The organism is Phenylobacterium sp. (genome assembly GCF_035539035.1).
Taxonomy (GTDB): Bacteria; Pseudomonadota; Alphaproteobacteria; order Caulobacterales; family Caulobacteraceae; genus Phenylobacterium.
Genome location: NZ_DATLJI010000010.1, coordinates 1 through 15,985 on the forward strand (window position 1 = coordinate 1; position 15,985 = coordinate 15,985).

The 15,985-nt window shown below is 70.7% G+C and carries 14 protein-coding genes; 3 read left to right on the plus strand and 11 right to left on the minus strand.

Translation table 11 applies throughout. From position 1 onward, the window contains the following. Positions 1 to 402 precede the first annotated feature (402 nt). The gene (locus tag VM685_RS03165; protein WP_325458664.1) at positions 403 to 1,629 is read right to left on the minus strand and encodes a hybrid sensor histidine kinase/response regulator; all 1,227 of its coding nucleotides are present in this window, start codon (positions 1,627 to 1,629) and stop codon (positions 403 to 405) included. A gap of 279 nt (positions 1,630 to 1,908) precedes the next feature. Here VM685_RS03165 and VM685_RS03170 point away from each other — a divergent pair, with 279 nt between their 5' ends. Further along, positions 1,909 to 2,556 carry an OmpW/AlkL family protein gene (locus VM685_RS03170; protein ID WP_325458665.1) on the plus strand — a complete coding sequence of 216 codons (648 nt, stop codon included), beginning with the start codon at positions 1,909 to 1,911 and terminating at the stop codon, positions 2,554 to 2,556. A 10-nt stretch (positions 2,557 to 2,566) separates the two neighbouring features. Here the strand turns inward: VM685_RS03170 and VM685_RS03175 are convergent, their stop codons facing one another. From VM685_RS03175 to VM685_RS03185, 3 genes are all read right to left on the minus strand, one after another. Then, the gene (locus VM685_RS03175) at positions 2,567 to 3,064 is read right to left on the minus strand and encodes a response regulator (protein ID WP_325458666.1); all 498 of its coding nucleotides are present in this window, start codon (positions 3,062 to 3,064) and stop codon (positions 2,567 to 2,569) included. A 242-nt stretch (positions 3,065 to 3,306) separates the two neighbouring features. After that, positions 3,307 to 4,569, minus strand: coding sequence for a TetR/AcrR family transcriptional regulator (locus tag VM685_RS03180; protein WP_325458667.1), 1,263 nt, complete (start codon positions 4,567 to 4,569; stop codon positions 3,307 to 3,309). A 76-nt stretch (positions 4,570 to 4,645) separates the two neighbouring features. Then, entirely contained in the window at positions 4,646 to 5,416 is a 771-nt protein-coding gene (locus VM685_RS03185; protein WP_325458668.1) for an exodeoxyribonuclease III, read from the minus strand. 78 nt (positions 5,417 to 5,494) lie between these two features. Between VM685_RS03185 and VM685_RS03190 the strand changes: the two genes are divergently transcribed. After that, on the plus strand, positions 5,495 to 7,063 hold the full coding sequence (locus VM685_RS03190) for a long-chain-fatty-acid--CoA ligase (RefSeq protein ID WP_325458669.1): 1,569 nt from the start codon (positions 5,495 to 5,497) through the stop codon (positions 7,061 to 7,063). On the opposite strand, the gene VM685_RS03195 is transcribed toward VM685_RS03190, so the two are convergent. From VM685_RS03195 to VM685_RS03225, 7 genes are all read right to left on the minus strand, one after another. Continuing rightward, complete coding sequence (locus VM685_RS03195) at positions 7,060 to 7,674, minus strand: glutathione S-transferase family protein (RefSeq protein WP_325458670.1); 615 nt, start codon at positions 7,672 to 7,674, stop codon at positions 7,060 to 7,062. The genes VM685_RS03190 and VM685_RS03195 overlap by 4 nt on opposite strands. Before the next feature lie 52 nt (positions 7,675 to 7,726). Further along, on the minus strand, positions 7,727 to 8,005 hold the full coding sequence (locus VM685_RS03200; RefSeq protein ID WP_325458671.1) for a hypothetical protein: 279 nt from the start codon (positions 8,003 to 8,005) through the stop codon (positions 7,727 to 7,729). Between the two features lie 308 nt (positions 8,006 to 8,313). After that, positions 8,314 to 9,585 (minus strand): glycolate oxidase subunit GlcF, encoded by a 1,272-nt coding sequence (gene glcF, locus VM685_RS03205; protein WP_325458672.1) that lies wholly within the window; start codon positions 9,583 to 9,585, stop codon positions 8,314 to 8,316. After that, complete coding sequence (gene glcE / locus VM685_RS03210) at positions 9,585 to 10,745, minus strand: glycolate oxidase subunit GlcE (RefSeq protein WP_325458673.1); 1,161 nt, start codon at positions 10,743 to 10,745, stop codon at positions 9,585 to 9,587. The genes glcF and glcE overlap by 1 nt, the downstream gene beginning before the upstream one ends. Next, on the minus strand, positions 10,745 to 12,232 hold the full coding sequence (locus VM685_RS03215; protein WP_325458674.1) for an FAD-linked oxidase C-terminal domain-containing protein: 1,488 nt from the start codon (positions 12,230 to 12,232) through the stop codon (positions 10,745 to 10,747). The genes glcE and VM685_RS03215 overlap by 1 nt, the downstream gene beginning before the upstream one ends. Before the next feature lie 39 nt (positions 12,233 to 12,271). Further along, the gene (locus tag VM685_RS03220; RefSeq protein WP_325458675.1) at positions 12,272 to 13,051 is read right to left on the minus strand and encodes an enoyl-CoA hydratase/isomerase family protein; all 780 of its coding nucleotides are present in this window, start codon (positions 13,049 to 13,051) and stop codon (positions 12,272 to 12,274) included. Continuing rightward, on the minus strand, positions 13,051 to 14,205 hold the full coding sequence (locus tag VM685_RS03225; protein WP_325458676.1) for an acyl-CoA dehydrogenase family protein: 1,155 nt from the start codon (positions 14,203 to 14,205) through the stop codon (positions 13,051 to 13,053). The genes VM685_RS03220 and VM685_RS03225 overlap by 1 nt, the downstream gene beginning before the upstream one ends. Positions 14,206 to 14,314: 109 nt before the next feature. Between VM685_RS03225 and VM685_RS03230 the strand changes: the two genes are divergently transcribed. Then, positions 14,315 to 15,976 carry an AMP-binding protein gene (locus tag VM685_RS03230; protein ID WP_325458677.1) on the plus strand — a complete coding sequence of 554 codons (1,662 nt, stop codon included), beginning with the start codon at positions 14,315 to 14,317 and terminating at the stop codon, positions 15,974 to 15,976. Positions 15,977 to 15,985: the final 9 nt, after the last annotated feature.

Consider the following 15,985-nt stretch of genomic DNA (forward strand, 5'->3'; position numbering starts at 1 on the left):
CCAACCACACGCCGCAGAACATCCGCGACGCGGTGCAGCGGCTGAGGGACGCCTACGAGGTCGGCCACGCCGAGTTCGAGGCCCTCAACAGCGAGCCGGAAACCCTGCGCGCCACGGCCTGAGCCGCGTCAGCAGCCAGTAGGACGAAGGGCCGGGCGGCGACGCCCGGCCCTTTTTCGTGGGGAGCACGAACGGCGCCGCAAGCGCGTCCGTCCTTAGGTCCACGGCGGCAAGTTTGCTCCGGCTTCCGGTCGGCTCAAGGACGAGCGCGAGGCGCTCGCCGCGGAGCGGCGCGCCGGAGGCGCGTCCTTGACCCGCCCGGAACCCGGAGCAGACGATCTGCCATGAGGCTTAAGGGCCATCAGCATCCCGAGGGATGCCGTCCAGCCACGCCGCAGCGCCCTACGCCGCGGCCGCCTGCGCCTTCAGCGGCAGTTCCACGCGGAAGACCGAGCCTTCGCCCTGGCGGCTCTCGGCGGTGATCGTCCCGCCCATCAGCTCAACCAGGCCGCGACAGATGGCGAGGCCGAGACCCACGCCGCCGAACCGGCGGGTGAGCGAGCCGTCGGCCTGCTCGAAGGGATTGAACATCCGCCGCGCCGTCTCCTCGTCGAAGCCGACGCCGGTGTCGCGGACCTCGAAGGTCAGGGCGTCGGCGGCGCGCGCCACGCGCAGCGAAACCTCGCCGGCCTCGGTGAACTTCACCGCGTTGTCGAGCAACTTGCCCAGCACCTGACGCAGCCGCTGCGGGTCGCACTCGATCGGGGCGGCGGCGTCCTTGCTGATGCCGGCGCTGAACGCGAGCCCCTTGGCCTGGGCCTTGGCGGCGGCGACGCCGGCCGCCTCCTCCACGATCGTGTCGAGCGCGGTGATCTCCGGGCTGAGCTTGAGCCCGCCGGCCGTGAGGTCGAGGGTGTCCAGGAGGTCGGCCACCACCCCGTGCAGCTGGTCGGCGGAGGCGTTGACGATGCCGACCATCTTGCGCTGCTGCTCGCTGAGCTCGGTGCGGGCCAGCATCTGGCCCATGCCGATCATGCCGTTCAGCGGCGTGCGCAGCTCGTGGCTGACGATGACCAGGAACTCGTCCTTGGACCTGTTGGCCGCCTGGGCCTCGGCCAGCGCGTCGCGGAGCTGCTCGGTGCGCTCGGCGATGCGGCGCTCCAGCTCCTCGTTGGCGCGCGACAGGGCCTCGTTCGCCCGCCGCACCTGCTCTTCCGCCTGGCGGCTGCGCACCTGGGTGGAGACCCGGGCGAGCGCCACGGCGAAATCCACGGGCTTGGTGATGTAGTCGTTGGCGCCGGCGGTCAGCGCCTCGACGATGTCCTGGCTCTCGGTCTTGCCGGTCACCATGATCACCGGCAGCTGCACGTCGGTGTGCTTCTCGCGGATCCGGCGCAGCACCTCGAGCCCGTTCATGTCGGGCATCATCACGTCCAGCAGGACGACGTCGAAGGTCTCGCGCGCGATCATCTCCAGCGCGCCGCGCCCGGAGTCCGCCTCGGCGATCTCGAAGCCGCGGCGCTGGAAGCGGCGGCCGAGGATGGTTCGGTTGTCGGCGATGTCGTCGACGATCAGGATCCGCGCGGGCGGCTCGTCGTCGGCGATCCTCGCTTGGCTCTCCTCAGCCATAGCTACCCCAATAGCGCGAAGACACGGTCTACAATGGGACCGCATACTGGTCCTGACGGTTTAAATATCCGTGCACATTATAGAGCGCGCCCGCGTATAGGGACCGCGAAAACTATATCTCCGATTGCTATATCTGCTCCTACAGCAACCAGCGGTTTCCCCTTATGGTTACCTGGTTATTATTACCGCGTAAACTAGTGATCAACGTTCACCTCAGCGTTTCTTAAGGTTTACACCGTAGAACCGCATCCAACGATTGAAGCAAGTGGGATGCAGGTGATGGCTTCCTTGAAGACTGCGGCCGCGGCCGCCCTGGCGTTGGCCTCCCTGGCCGGCGCCGCCAATGCGCAAGAGGCGAGCCGCTGGTTCGTCCACCTCGGGCCGGCCTATGTCGACCCGGTGGAAAGCGCCTCCATGACCGCCGGCGGCGCGCCGGTGGCCGGGGCGAACGTCTCGATCGACGGCCGCTGGACCCTGGAGGGCGAGGTCGGCTACTTCGTCACGCCCAACGTCGCCTTCGCGGTGGCCGCGGGCCTGCCGCCGAAGTTCAACGTCGACGCCGACGGCACCCTGGCCGCGCTCGGCCGCGCCGGCACCATGACCGGCGGCCCGGCGGGCGTGCTCGTCCAGTACCACTTCAACCCGGAAGGCCGCATCCAGCCCTACGTGGGCGCCGGCGCCTCCTTCCTGATCGTCTTCGACACCGAGGACGCCGCCCTGAACGACCTCGAGGCGGACAGCGCCGTCGGCACGGCCCTGCAGGCCGGCGCCAACTTCATGGTCAACGACCGCTGGGGCGGCTTCGTGGACGTGAAGAAGGCCTACGTCGGCACGGTGGCCAAGGCCAACCTCGGCCCGACGCCGGTCCGCGCCAAGGTGAAGGTCGACCCGCTCGTGTTCAACGCGGGCCTGACTTACCGCTTCTAGAGTAAGAGCTTCAGGCGCCCTCGGGCGGCCGCTTGCGCCGCTCGGGGCCCTTGTAGTCCGGGTCCTGCCGCCGACGGCGGTCGGGCCCGAAGTAGTCTTCGGACCGCACGAATGGACGGGGCGCGTGGATCAGCGCCTCCATCCGCTTGAGCAGCCCCACGATTGTGAACGGCTTGCTCAGGAACTCGGTGACGCCCGCGTCCCGGGCCGCCTTCACGCGCCGCTGCTCGGTGTAGCCGGTCAGCATGAGGATCGGCAGGTAGGGGTTGGCGCTGTGGGGGTCGGTGCGGATCCGCTTCACCAGCACGATGCCCTCGTCGCCCTTGCCCAGGTTCTGGTCGACGATGATCAGGTCGTAGGGCTCCGCCTGCAGCAGGTGGAAGGCCTTTTCCGCCGTGGTCGCGAACTCGACCTGCTGCGCGCCGACGCTCGCCAGGACCGATTTCACGATCTCGGCGGCGTTCCGGTTGTCATCGACGATCAGTAGACGAAGGGCTCTGAGGTCCATGCGTCCGCTTTGAAAAGCCCCCCGTGCGCCGTGACCGGCGCTCCCCCGAACGCCTGAACGGCCAAACCAGACACCCGGATTGAGTCGAACGGCCGGGCCACGACCCTATCTGACACCTAAGGCCGAGCTTCGCCAAGCCCTTGAGAACGCGGGCCTTGCCGGAAATCGCGCCTCGCGCCAGCGCTGGTTGAGCCGCCGACACCCTGGCCGTGTGCGGACGGCCTTGCCGCGGCCCAGCAGCCTCAGGCGTCCGGCGCGACGGGCGAGAGCAACCCCTCGAACAGCGGCCGCACGTAGTGGGCGGCGGCGGTTTCCGGCGCCAGGCCGGGCGACCAGAAATTCAGCTCGGCGGAGGCGTTGATCATGGCGGTGATCATCTGGGCGGCGATGTTCACGTCCACCGGCCGCACCGAGCCGTCGGCGATGCCGTCCGACAGGATCGAGGCGAAGCGCATGGAGATCCGGTCGAACTGGCGCACCAGGTGGGCGTTGATCGACTTGGGCACCGTGGTGAGGGCCGAGGTTCTGAGCAGCGGCAGGTTGCCCGTCATTTGGTGGTGCACCAGCGCCGCGCTGGCCTGAGCCAGCACCTTCAGCCCCGAGCCGCCCTCCGCCTCGGCCGCCCGGATGGCCCGCCACATGGTCTCGCAGGTCCGCTCGAAGCAGGCCACCACCAGGTCGTCCTTGGTCTCGTTGTGGTGGTAGAAGGCGCCCTTCGAGACGTTCAGCCGGGCCGAGATCCGCTCGACGGACGCGCCGTGGTAGCCCTCTTCGTTGATCAGCGCGGTCGCCGCCCGCAGGAAGAGCTCGGCGGACGCTTCGGCGCTCGGGTCCTCGTCCCGCGTCAGGCGCGGGATCTCGAAAGCCGGCCAGGCGAGGCCCGCGGGCACGAGCCCGTCGGCCAGGATAGACCCCATGCGCCGGGACACCCGGCCGTAGTCCTGCACATCGGTCATCACCAGCCAGGCGACGCTCCAGAACAGCTCCGACAGCAGGAGGTGGGTGCGGGCGTTGCGGTCGAGCCGGGGAAGCTCCGCGCCGGGCGGCCCCGTCAGCAGCTCGCGCGCGTGGCGGAACATGGCCACATAGGCCTCGCTCACCGGCTCGGAGTTCAGGGCGCGCACGTCGTTGAACACGGCGATCTGCTCGGCCTCGCCGAGCGCGGCCTGCCGCTTGAATTCGAAGTAGGCGTCCACGAAGGCGCGGAGGCGGGCCCGTTCGTCCGTCCCCGCCGCCAGACCGGCGTCGATGAGCTCGTTGAAGCGGTCGATCGCCCGCGCGAAGCAGGCGGCGGCGAGCTCCTCCTTGTTCTTAAAGTAGTAGATGACCCCGGTGGGCACCAGGTCGAGCCGCGCCGCCACGTCGCCCAAGGTCATGCCGCGCACGCCCTTGACGTTTATCTCGGCCACGGCCGAGGCGATGATGGCGTTGCGCCGCGCCTCGAACCGGCGCGTGGGCGTGCGCGGCGCCTTCACCGTCGCAGCTCCAGAGTCGGCAGCAGCCATTCCCGCCTCATGATCTCCCGTCCTGCATGCACGATAGCCTGCGGAAGGAGGCGCCAAAATGGCCGAGGGCGGACGACTAGGCCAGCCTGATCCAGGCGGGGGCATGGTCGCTGGCGCCGGGCTCTCCGCGGACCTCCCGGTCGACGCCCGCCGCCGCAAGGCGCGGCGCGAGTTCGGGGCTCAGCAGCAGATGGTCCAGCCGCATGCCGGCGTCGCGGCCCCAGGCGTCGCGCAGATAGTCCCAGAAGGTGTAGATCCGCGCGTCCGGGTGCAGGGCGCGGATCGCGTCGGTCCAGCCCTGGTCGAGCAGCCGGCGGTAGGCGGCCTTGGTCTGCGGCTGCTGCAGGGCGTCCGTCGTCCGCGGCTTCACCCGGTAGATGTCGAGGTCGGTGGCGACCACGTTGTAGTCGCCGGCCAGCACGACGGGCACGTCGGCCGCCAGCAGGTCCGCGGCGTGCGCGATCAGCCGGTCGAACCAGGCGAGCTTGTAGGCGAACTTCGGCCCGGGCTGCGGATTGCCGTTCGGCAGGTAGAGGCAGCCCACGAGCACCCCGCCCACCGCCGCCTCGATGTAGCGGGCCTGCCGATCCTCGGGGTCGCCCGGCAGGGCGCGGCGCGTCGGCACCGGCGTCCCGCCGCGGGCCAGGATCGCCACCCCGTTCCAGGTCCGCTCCCCGGTCCACACCGCGCCGTAGCCGGCCGCCTCCAGCGCCTTCGCCGGGAACAGGGCGTCGGGCGTGCGGGTCTCCTGCAGGCAGACCACGTCCGGCTGGGCGGTTTCCAGCCAGGCCAGCAGGTTGGGCAGGCGCTTGCCCACGTTGTTGATGTTGAAGGTCGCGATCTTCATCGGCTGGGCTGCATTACGCCCGCCGATCCGCTAGCGTTCCGGCCAACGGCGGACACACGCCGGATCAGGGAGCGAACCATGGCGGATTCCGGGGCCGAGACCATCAAGCTATTGACCGACATCCCGCGCGTCCATGCGCGGGGACGCGGCGATCGCGTGGCCGTGGAGTTCGAGGGACGGCGGCTGACCTACGCCGAGCTGGAGCGGCGCTCGAACCAGGCGGCGGGCCTGCTGCAGGCCCTCGGCGTGAAGCCGGGCGACCGCGTCGGCTGGCTCGGGAAGAGCTGCGAGGCCTGGTACGAGATCATGTTCGGGGCGGCCAAGGCGAGGGCCTGCCTGGCCCCGATCAATAGCCGCCTGGCGATCCCGGAGATCGTCTTCATCCTCAAGGACTCCGGCGCCGATGTCTTCTTCGTCACCCCCGACTTCTTCGCCGCCGCCGAGGCGGTGACCGCCCAGATCGACCGACCGATCCGGGTGCTGGCGGTGAACGGCGAGCACCCCGGCTTCGAGAGCTACGCGGCCCGCCGCGACTCCGCGCCGGCGCCCGCGCTGGACGCCCCGCAGCCCGACGACGATGTCCTGCAGCTCTACACGTCCGGCACCACCGGCCTGCCCAAGGGCGTGCGGCTGAACAACGCCAACTACGCCGCCTTCCTGGCGCTGCGGCACCAGGTGGAGGGCTTTGACTACGCCCCTGACGACACCGTCCTGATCGTCATGCCCCTGTTCCACGTGGCCGGCACCAACATCAGCTACGCGGGGCTCTCGGCCGGCGGCCCGCTGATCGTCATGGCCGACTTCAACCCCGTCGAGGTGCTGCGCCTGATCGAGCAGGAGAAGGTCGCCCACATCTTCCTGGCGCCGGTGATGATCAACGTCCTGCTGCAGACGCCGCAGGCGAAGACCACCGACTTCTCCAGCCTGAAGACCGTCTCCTACGGCGCCTCGCCGATCTCCGAGGCGGTGCTGAAGGCGGCCACCGAGACCTTCGGCTGCGGCTTCATCCAGTTCTATGGCATGACCGAAACCTGCGGCGCGGGCACCACGCTGGCCCCCTCCGAGCATAGGGGCGAGCTGATGCGCTCCTGCGGCCGGCCCTGGGCGACGCTGGAGGCCCGCATCGCCGACGAGAATGGCCGCGAGCTGCCGCCGGGCGGCATCGGCGAGATCGAGATCCGCGGCCCGATCGTCATGGCCGGCTACTGGAACCGCCCGGAGGCCACCGCCGAGACCATCCGGCCCGACGGCTGGCTGCGCACCGGCGACGCCGGCTTCATGAACGAGGACGGCTACTTCTTCGTCCACGACCGGGTGAAGGACATGATCGTGTCCGGCGGCGAGAACGTCTATCCGGCCGAGGTGGAGAACGCGATCCTCGGCTGCCCGGGCGTCGCCGACGCCGCCGTGATCGGCGTGCCGGACGAGCGCTGGGGCGAGGCGGTGAAGGCCATCGTCGTCCCCGCGCCGGGCGCGGAGCCCGACCCGGAGCAGATCATCGCCTACGCCCGCCAGCGGATCGCCGGCTTCAAGGCGCCCAAGTCCATCGACTTCATCGAGGCCCTGCCGCGGAACCCCTCCGGAAAGGTGCTCCGCCGCGAGCTGCGCAAGCCCTACTGGGAGGGCCGCGACCGCAACGTGGGCTAGGCGCTGGCGGCCACGCTCGGCCGCTCGCGCACCCGCGCCATCCAGCCCTGCAGGCGCTCCAGCTCGGCCGGCAGCGGCTGGCCGACCATGCCGCCGAAGTCGAGGAAGCCGAACAGCAGCACGTCCGCCAGGGTGAAGCGGTCGCCCACCACCCACGGGCCTTCGAAGTTGGACTCCATCCACTGCAGCCCGTCGCGGGCGATGGCCTTCAGGCCGTCGGCCGCTTCTGGGAGGCAGCGCATGCGGCTCTGGAACAGCGGCAGGCCCTCGGCGAAGCGGAAGCCGTTCGCCATCGGCTCGCAGACCTTCAGGTCGATGCGGCGCACCCACATCCGGGTCCTGGCCCGCTCCTCCGGCGTACGGCCGATCAGCGGCGGATCAGGGAAGCGCTCGTCGAGGTACTCGCAGATCGCCAGGATCTCGGTCAGGTGCGTGCCGTCGTCCAGCTCCAGCGCCGGCGTCTGGCCGGCGGGATTGATCTTCAGGTACGGCTCCTGGCGGTTCTCGCCCCCGCGCAGATCGACCTCGACCCGCGGAATGTCCTGACCCTTCTCGGCGATGAACATCTTCACCACCCGCGGATTGGGACCGACCGACGTGAACAGCCTCATGAGCTTCCCCCTTGTTGTGGACGCGGAGCCTAGGGGCCTGCCGTAAGGGTGGTCAACGCGCCTCGGGGCCCGTGAAGGAGAGCTGCTGGGCGCTCTTGCCCGCACCGGCGGCCAGGGCCTGCTCGAGCGCCTCGCGGAACGCCGTCCAGGCGACCTCGCGCATCTCGAAGACGTCCTGTCCCTCGAACGGCACGGGCACGCTCGCCGTCACCGTCGGGTGGATCTGACCCTCGTCCTCGAGGGCCACTTCCACGCTCGCCCACATCCAGGGCTTGGGGCCCGGCTGCAGCCCGCCCTCGAAGGCGATCTTCAGGGTGCGGATTTCCGCCATGCTCGGGGTCCCTTCACGAATCAGTGAGTCGTTAACCAAGGCGTAACCTTTGCCTGTGGCGTTCGGTCGCATACAGGCGTATAAACCCGCGCCATGGCCGATCGACACTTCAAACCAGACTTGGTGGGATCGGACGAGAGCCTCGAGCACCTGCTCGACCGTCTCCGGTCCTTCAGCATTCGAACCCCGTCCCGCAGCGGTCGCAGCGGCCTTTCGGACTGGGAAGCTTTTGTGACCTCGCGGCGGCCCCCGAGGGGCTCGGGCGGCGCGGAAGCCCCGATCCCGGTCGAGCGCCCGATCCAGGACTGCTACGCCGTCTGAGGCCGCCGCAGCCCCGCAGGCTCCGGCCCGCCCGTCGCCCAGTCCAGCAGCTCCACGGGATGGATCACGGCTGCGTCCAACGCCGGCTGCATCTGGGCGATGCAGCCGATGTTGCCGGCCGCCACCACGCGCGCGCCCACCGCCTTCAGGTTCGCAGCCTTGCGGTCGCGTAGCTGCGTGGCGAGCTCGGGCTGCAGGATGTTGTAGACCCCGGCCGAGCCGCAGCAGAGGTGGGGCTCGGCGGGCTCGCGCACCTCGAAGCCCGCCTGGGCCAGCAGCGCCGCCGGCGCCGCCTTGATTCCCTGCCCGTGCTGCAGCGAGCACGGCGCGTGGTAGGCCACCGCCATCCGCACCTCCCGCGTCACCGGCGGCAGGCCAGCCTCCGCGATGAACTCCAGGATGTCGCGCGCCTTGGCCGCGGCCGCCTCGCCGTCCGCGCCGGCCTGCTTGCCGTAGGCCTTCAGCGTCGTGCCGCAGCCGGCGGCCGTGGTGACGATGGCGTCGAGCGGCCCCGCGTCCGCCCAGGCCCGCAGGTTGCGCCGGGCCATTCCCGCCGCCTCCTCGGCTCGGCCCAGGTGCTCGGACAGCGCGCCGCAGCAGCCCTCGCCCTTAACCTCCACCACCTCGAACCCGGCCCGGGCGATCAGCCGCGTGGCGGCGGCGCGGATCTGCGGCGCCAGGGCCGGCTCCACGCAGCCCTGCAGCAGCGCCACGCGCCCGCGCGTCCCCGGGGCGGGATGCTCCGTCGTCTGCGTCGACACCCGCTCGGGAAGCAGCCGCAGCATGGCGGCCAGCGGAGCGAGCCGCAGCGTCTCCAGCATTGGCGCCAGCGGCCGGGCCGCGCGTCCCAGGGTCAGCGCCGCGCGCAGCCGCTTCGGCCGGGTCAGGACGGCGGGGATCAGCGCCCGCATGACCCGCTCCGGCCACGGCCGGCGGTAGTGGTCCTCGATGTGCCGCCGCGCGTGGTCGATCAGGTCGGCATAGTCCACGCCCGATGGGCAGGTGGTCTTGCAGGCCAGGCACGAGAGGCAGCGGTCGATATGGGTGACGGTCGCCTTCGACGGCGCCTGGTCCGGCCGCTCCAGCATCGCGCGGATCAGCTCGATCCGCCCGCGCGGGCTGTCGCGCTCGTCGCCCAGCAGGACGTAGGTCGGGCAGGTCGCCGTGCAGAAGCCGCAGTGCACGCACTTGCGGATCGCGGTGTGGGAGCGGGCGAAGTCCGGCTCCGCCAGCCGCCCGGGCGGGAAGTCCACGCGCATCAGCCGAGCCTTCCGGGGTTGAGGACGCCAAGGGGATCGAACGCCGCCTTCACCCGCCCGCTCAGCGCGCCGAGCGGGCCCTCCAGGGGCGCGAAGGCCACGCCCTCGCCGCGATAGAGCGCCGCGTGGCCGCCGAGCGCCCGGGCGGCGGTGCGCACCTGCGCCGGATCCTCCTCGGACAGCAGCCAGACGAGGCCGCCGGCCCAGTCGTAGAGCACGTCGCCCGAGAGGGCGTGGCCCGCCTTCCAGCCGGCGGCGGGCGGGACCGAGATCCGCCAGAGCGGCCGCGGATCGTCGGCGAAGGCAGCGACCTCCCGCACATCGGCCCAGAACTCGCGGCTGTGGCGGGCGTCCAGCGCCTCCACCCGGCCGAACCCCGTCAGCCTGCCGACCAGCGCCTCGGCGCGAGCCTGGACCGAGGCCGGGAAGCCCTCCAGCCGGAGCGCCGTCACCGCCATCTCGGCCTTCAGGGGCGCGCAGCGGGCGGCGAAGTTCGGCAGGTGGGCCGCCGCCGACACCTCGGCCGGCGAGCCCATGGCGATCGTCATGGCCTCGTTGGCCTTGCGGTCCTCCAGGCCGAAGAACAGCAGCGTGAGCTCCGTCCGCGCAGCCGGCAGCACCTTCAGCGTCAGTTCGGTCATCACCGCCAGCGTGCCCCACGACCCGGCCATCACCTTGGAGAGGTCGTAGCCCGTGACGTTCTTGACCACCTTGCCTCCGGCCTTGAACACCTCGCCCCGGCCGGTGACGCCGGAAAAGCCCAGCAGGTGGTCGCGCGCCGCGCCCGCTCGGATGCGCCGCGGGCCGGAGAGGTTGGCCGCCACCGTCCCGCCGATGGTGGCGCGGCCCTTCGACCCCAGCGTCTTGGCGAGCCCCGGCGGCTCGAACGGGAGCATCTGGCCATGCGCCGCGACCAGCTCCTCCAGGTCCGCGAGCCGCACGCCCGGCTGCACGGTCAGCACCAGCTCCTCCGGCGCGTAGTCGACCACCCGGTCCAGCTTCTCCAGCGACAGCACGGTGTCAGCGCGCACTTCCCCGATCCTGCGCTTGGTCCCGCCGCCCACGACCTCCAGGGTCCGGCCCGCCGCGCCCGCCTCGGCGATGGCCGCCTGCACGTCCTCGGCTGTCTTCGCCCGCAGGATCTCCTTGGTCTCCAGCATCAGAACCGCGGCAGTTCCGGGAAGGCGAGCTTCCCGCGGTGGACGTGCATCCGGCCGAGCTCGGCGCAGCGGTGCAGGGTCGGGAACACCTTGCCCGGATTGAGCAGCAGGTCGGGGTCGAAGGCGCACTTCAGCCGCTGCTGGCAGGCCAGGTCGGTGTCGTCGAACATCGTCCCCATCAGGTCGCGCTTCTCGACCCCCACCCCGTGCTCGCCGGTGAGCACCCCGCCCACGGCCACGCAGAGCTTCAGGATCTCGGCCCCGAACTGCTCGGCCCGCTCCAGCTCGCCCGGCCTGTCGGCGTCGTAAAGGATCAGCGGGTGCAGGTTGCCGTCGCCGGCGTGGAACACGTTGGCCACGCCCAGGCCGTAGGCCTTGGCCATCTCGTGGATCGCGCGCAGCACCCTGGGCAGCTCGCGCCGCGGGATGGTGCCGTCCATGCAGTAGTAGTCCGGCGCGATCCGCCCCACGGCGGGGAAGGCCGCCTTGCGCCCGGCCCAGAACCTCAGCCGCTCGGCCTCGTTCTCCGAGACGCGGGCATAGTCGGCGCCGCGCGCGCGGGCGATCTCCAGCACCGCGGCCGAAAGCTCGGCGCACTCGGCCTCCGGGCCGTCGAGCTCGACGATCAGCAGGGCCTCGGCCTCGATCGGGTAGCCCGCATGCACGAAGGCCTCGGCCGCGACGATGGCCGGCCGGTCCATCATCTCCATGCCGGCCGGGATGATCCCCGCCGCGATCACGTCGGCGACGCAGGCGCCTGCCGCCTCCACCGAGGGGAAGCCCAGCAGCATGGCCCGCGCGGTCTCCGGCGTCGGCAGGATGCGCACCGTCACCTCGGTGACCACGCCCAGCAATCCCTCTGAACCGGTCACGACGCCCAGCAGGTCGTACCCGGCTGCGTCGTAGCCGCGCCCGCCCAGCCGCACGACCTCGCCGTTCATCAGCACGATCTCGCAGCCCAGTAGGTTGTTCGTCGTCAGCCCGTACTTCAGGCAATGCACCCCGCCCGAGTTCTCCGCCACGTTGCCGCCGATGGTGCAGGCGATCTGCGAGGATGGGTCGGGGGCGTAGTAGAAGCCGTCCGCCTGCACTGCATGGGTGATGGCGAGGTTGGTCACGCCCGGCTGCACGACGGCGCAGCGGTTGGCGTAGTCCACCTCCAGGATGCGGTTGAACCTGGACATGCCCAGGACGACTCCGTCGGTGAGCGGCAGCGCGCCGCCCGACAGCGAGGTCCCGGCGCCGCGCGGCACCACCTTCACCCCGTTCGCCTGGCACCAGGCCAGCACCTTCGAGACCTGCTCCACGGTCTGCGGCAGCACCACCGCCAGCGGCGTCTGCCGGTAGGCCGAGAGCCCGTCGCTCTCAAACGGCACCAGCCCGTCGGCGTCCGAGACCACGCCCTCCCCCGGCACGATCCTACGCAGCGCCCGCACGATCTCCCCCTTTCGGGCGATCGTGGACGCGTCGGGCACGGGCATCTTCATGGAGCGATCAGTAAGGGCTGAGGGCGCCGCGCGCCACCGTCACGCGCCGCCGAACTGCGCCGTCCGCTTCTCGTTGAAGGCCGCCACGCCCTCGCGCCGGTCCTGGGTCTTGAACAGCCGGTTGTAGTGGGAGAGCTCCAGGTCCATGGCCTCGGCCAGGTGCATCGCGGCGCCCTCGCGGACCACCGACTTCAGAGCGCGCACCGACAGCGGCGCCTTGGACGCGATGGTCCCCGCCACCTCCAGCACCGTCCCCATCAGGCCGTCCGGCGCCGTCACCTCGTTCACCAGCCCGTAGTCGAGCGCCTCGGCGGCCGTGAACAGCCGGCCCGTCGTCAGCAGCTCCACCGCGCGCCGCTCACCCACCGCCCGGCGCAGGAGCTGGGTGCCGCCGAGCCCGGGCATGATCCCAAGCCCCACCTCCGGCAGGCCGAACCGGGCGCCCTCGCCGGCGTAGGCGAAATCGCAGGCCAGCGTCATCTCGCAGCCGCCGCCCACCGCCGCGCCGTTCACCGCGGCGATCACCGGCACGGGCACCGAGAGCTGGGCGCGGATCATCGCCTCGAAGATCTCGTGCTGGGCGGACCAGGCCTGGTCGCTCATGCCGTTGCGTTCCTTCAGGTCCGCCCCGGCGCAGAAGTGCCGCCCCTCGCCGGCCAGCACCGCGCAGCGCAGGTCGCTCCGCGCCGCCAGGTGGCTCCAGGCGTGCAGCAGCTCCTCGCCCATCTTCGTGTTCAGCGAATTGGCCGCGTCGGGCCGGTTCAGGGTGACCACGGCCACGCCGGGGGCGACGTCTTCGATCTTGATGGTTTCGGGCATCAGAAGGACTTCGGCAGGCCCAGCACGTGGGTGGCCACGTGGCTGAGGATGAGGTTCGTGGAGATCGGGGCGACCTGGTAGAGCCGGGTCTCCCGGAACTTGCGCTCGATGTCGTACTCCTCGGCGAAGCCGAAGCCGCCGTGGGTCTGGAGCGCCATGTCGGCGGCGTACCAGGAGGCCTCGGAGGCGGCGAGCTTGGCCATGTTGGCCTCCGTCCCGCAGGGTTCGCCCGCCTCGAACAGCGCCGCCGCGCTGGCCACCATGTGCTCCGCCGCGGTCGTCTGGACGTATGCCCGAGCGATCGGGAACTGCACGCCCTGGTTCTCGCCGATGGCCCGGCCGAACACCTGGCGTTCCTTCGCGTACGCCGAAGCGCGGTCGATGAAGAACTTCGCGTCGCCGATGCATTCCGACGCGATCAGGATCCGCTCGGCGTTCATCCCGTCGAGGATGTACTTGAAGCCCTTGCCCTCCTGGCCCACCAGGTTCTCCGCCGGCACCTCGAGGTCCTCGAAGAACAGCTCCGTGGTGGCGTGGTTGAGCATGGTGCGCACCGGCCGGATGGTGAGCCCCTTGCCCACCGCCTCGCGCATGTCGACGATCAGCACGCTCATGCCGTCCGGCGGCTTGGCCACGTCCTCGCGCTTCGCCGTCCGGCAGAGCAGCACCATCAGGTCGGAGTGCTCGGCCCGGCTGATCCAGATCTTGCGGCCGGAGACCACGTAGCGATCTCCCTCGCGCCGGGCGAAGGTGGAGATCCGCGTGGTGTCGGTGCCGGCGTCCGGCTCGGTCACCCCGAACGCCTGCAGCCGCAGCTCGCCGGTGGCGACCTTCGGCAGGTAGGCCTCCTTCTGGGCCGGCGAGCCGTGCCGCAGGATCGTGCCCATGGTGTACATCTGGGCGTGGCAGGCTGCCCCATTACAGCCCGAGCGGTGGATCTCCTCCAGCACCGCGGTGGCGGCCCGCAGGCCCAGGCCCGACCCGCCGTACTCCTCCGGGATCAGCACCGACAGGAAGCCCGCCTCGGTCAGGGCCTGCACGAACTCGGTCGGATAGGCCCGCTCGCGGTCCAGCTCGCGCCAGTAGGCGCCGGGAAAGCGCGCGCACAGCCGGCGCACCGCCTCGCGGATCTCGGGAAAGGTCTCTTGGGTCACGGAACCTTCCTGCCACGCCGACCCCGCGTCAGCCTAGCCTGCGCCTAACCAGATGACACCGCCGCCCCCGACCGCCATCCTGCCGGGAAAGCACAAGGGAGGAGGGACCATGGCGGGCTTGAGCTACGTCCATGGGGCGAGCGCGCGGCCGCTGATCGGGCGGACGATCGGCCAGGTGTTCGACGAGACCTGCGCCGCCCATCCCGACGGCCTGGCGCTGGTCTCCCGCCACCAGGGCGTCCGCTGGAGCTGGCGCGAGCTGAAGGACCGCGTGGACGCGCTCGCCGCCGGCCTGATCCTGCAGGGGCTGGAGCCCGGCGACCGGGTCGGGATCTGGGCGCCCAACTGCTGGGAGTGGGCGGTCACCCAGTTCGCCACCGCCAAGGCCGGCCTCGTCCTGGTCAACATCAACCCCGCCTACCGCCTCGCCGAAGCCGAGTACGCGCTGAATAAGGTGGGCTGCCGGGCGCTGGTCACCGCGGTGCGCCACAGGACCTCCGAGTACCTCGCCATGGTCCGCGACCTGCAGGCCGCGGACCGCCTCCCGAGGCTGGAGGCGGTGATCACCCTGGGCGACGAGCCGCACGAGGGCTGCCTGCGCTTCGCCGACGTCGTGGCGCACGCCCAGGAGGACGCCGAGGCCTACGGCGACCTCGCCCGCCTGGCCGGCCGCCTGCAGTTCGACGACCCGATCAACATCCAGTTCACCAGCGGCACCACGGGCTTCCCGAAGGGCGCCACGCTCAGCCACCACAACATCCTCAACAACGGCTACTTCGTCGGCGAGGCCATCGGCCTGCAGCCCGGCGAGAAGCTCTGCATCCCGGTGCCGCTCTACCACTGCTTCGGCATGGTGATGGGCAATCTGGGCTGCCTCACCCACGCGGCGACCATCGTCTACCCGGCCGAGGCCTTCGATCCGCTGGCCGTGCTCGAGGCGGTGGAGGCCGAGCGCTGCGCGGGCCTCTACGGCGTGCCCACCATGTTCATCGCCATGCTGGGCCACGCCGACTTCGACCGCTTCGACCTGACCAGCCTGCGCACCGGCATCATGGCCGGCTCCCCCTGCCCCATCGAGGTCATGCGCCAGGTGATCGCGCGCATGCACATGCCGGAGGTGACCATCGCCTACGGCATGACCGAGACCTCCCCCGTCAGCTTCCAGTCGGGCACCGACGATCCCCTGGAGAGGCGGGTCTCCACCGTCGGCCGCATCCAGCCGCACCTGGAGGTGAAGATCGTCGACGGCGAGGGCCGTATCGTCCCGCGCGGCGAGCCGGGCGAACTGTGCACCCGCGGCTACTCGGTCATGCTGGGCTACTGGGACGACCCGGAGAAGACCGCCGAGGCGATCGATCCGGCCGGCTGGATGCACACCGGCGACCTCGCCACCCTCGACGACGAGGGCTTCTGCAATATCGTCGGCCGGATCAAGGACATGGTGATCCGCGGCGGCGAGAACATCTATCCGCGCGAGATCGAGGAGTTCCTCTACCGCCACCCGGCGATCCAGGACGTGCAGGTGGTCGGCGTGCCCGACCCCAAGTACGGCGAGGAGCTCTGCGCCTGGATCGTCATCAAGCCCGGCGAGCGGCTCGACGAGGATGCGGTCCGCGACTTCTGCCGGGGCCAGATCGCCCACTACAAGATTCCACGGCACATCCGTTTCGTGGAAGGCTTTCCCACCACCGTCACCGGCAAGGTGCAAAAGTTCGCCATGCGCGAGGCGATGATCGCAGAGCTTGACCTCGTGCTCGAAAAAACGGCCTAGACCTGTCGC

Bases quoted from the DNA above. Each gene is read 5' to 3' on its own strand.
- VM685_RS03165 (WP_325458664.1), bottom strand. From the start codon at position 1,629: ATGGCTGAGGAGAGCCAAGCGAGGATCGCCGACGACGAGCCGCCCGCG.
- VM685_RS03170 (WP_325458665.1), top strand. From the start codon at position 1,909: ATGGCTTCCTTGAAGACTGCGGCCGCGGCCGCCCTGGCGTTGGCCTCC.
- VM685_RS03175 (WP_325458666.1), bottom strand. From the start codon at position 3,064: ATGGACCTCAGAGCCCTTCGTCTACTGATCGTCGATGACAACCGGAAC.
- VM685_RS03180 (WP_325458667.1), bottom strand. From the start codon at position 4,569: ATGGCTGCTGCCGACTCTGGAGCTGCGACGGTGAAGGCGCCGCGCACG.
- VM685_RS03185 (WP_325458668.1), bottom strand. From the start codon at position 5,416: ATGAAGATCGCGACCTTCAACATCAACAACGTGGGCAAGCGCCTGCCC.
- VM685_RS03190 (WP_325458669.1), top strand. From the start codon at position 5,495: ATGGCGGATTCCGGGGCCGAGACCATCAAGCTATTGACCGACATCCCG.
- VM685_RS03195 (WP_325458670.1), bottom strand. From the start codon at position 7,674: ATGAGGCTGTTCACGTCGGTCGGTCCCAATCCGCGGGTGGTGAAGATG.
- VM685_RS03200 (WP_325458671.1), bottom strand. From the start codon at position 8,005: ATGGCGGAAATCCGCACCCTGAAGATCGCCTTCGAGGGCGGGCTGCAG.
- glcF (WP_325458672.1), bottom strand. From the start codon at position 9,585: ATGCGCGTGGACTTCCCGCCCGGGCGGCTGGCGGAGCCGGACTTCGCC.
- glcE (WP_325458673.1), bottom strand. From the start codon at position 10,745: ATGCTGGAGACCAAGGAGATCCTGCGGGCGAAGACAGCCGAGGACGTG.
- VM685_RS03215 (WP_325458674.1), bottom strand. From the start codon at position 12,232: ATGAAGATGCCCGTGCCCGACGCGTCCACGATCGCCCGAAAGGGGGAG.
- VM685_RS03220 (WP_325458675.1), bottom strand. From the start codon at position 13,051: ATGCCCGAAACCATCAAGATCGAAGACGTCGCCCCCGGCGTGGCCGTG.
- VM685_RS03230 (WP_325458677.1), top strand. From the start codon at position 14,315: ATGGCGGGCTTGAGCTACGTCCATGGGGCGAGCGCGCGGCCGCTGATC.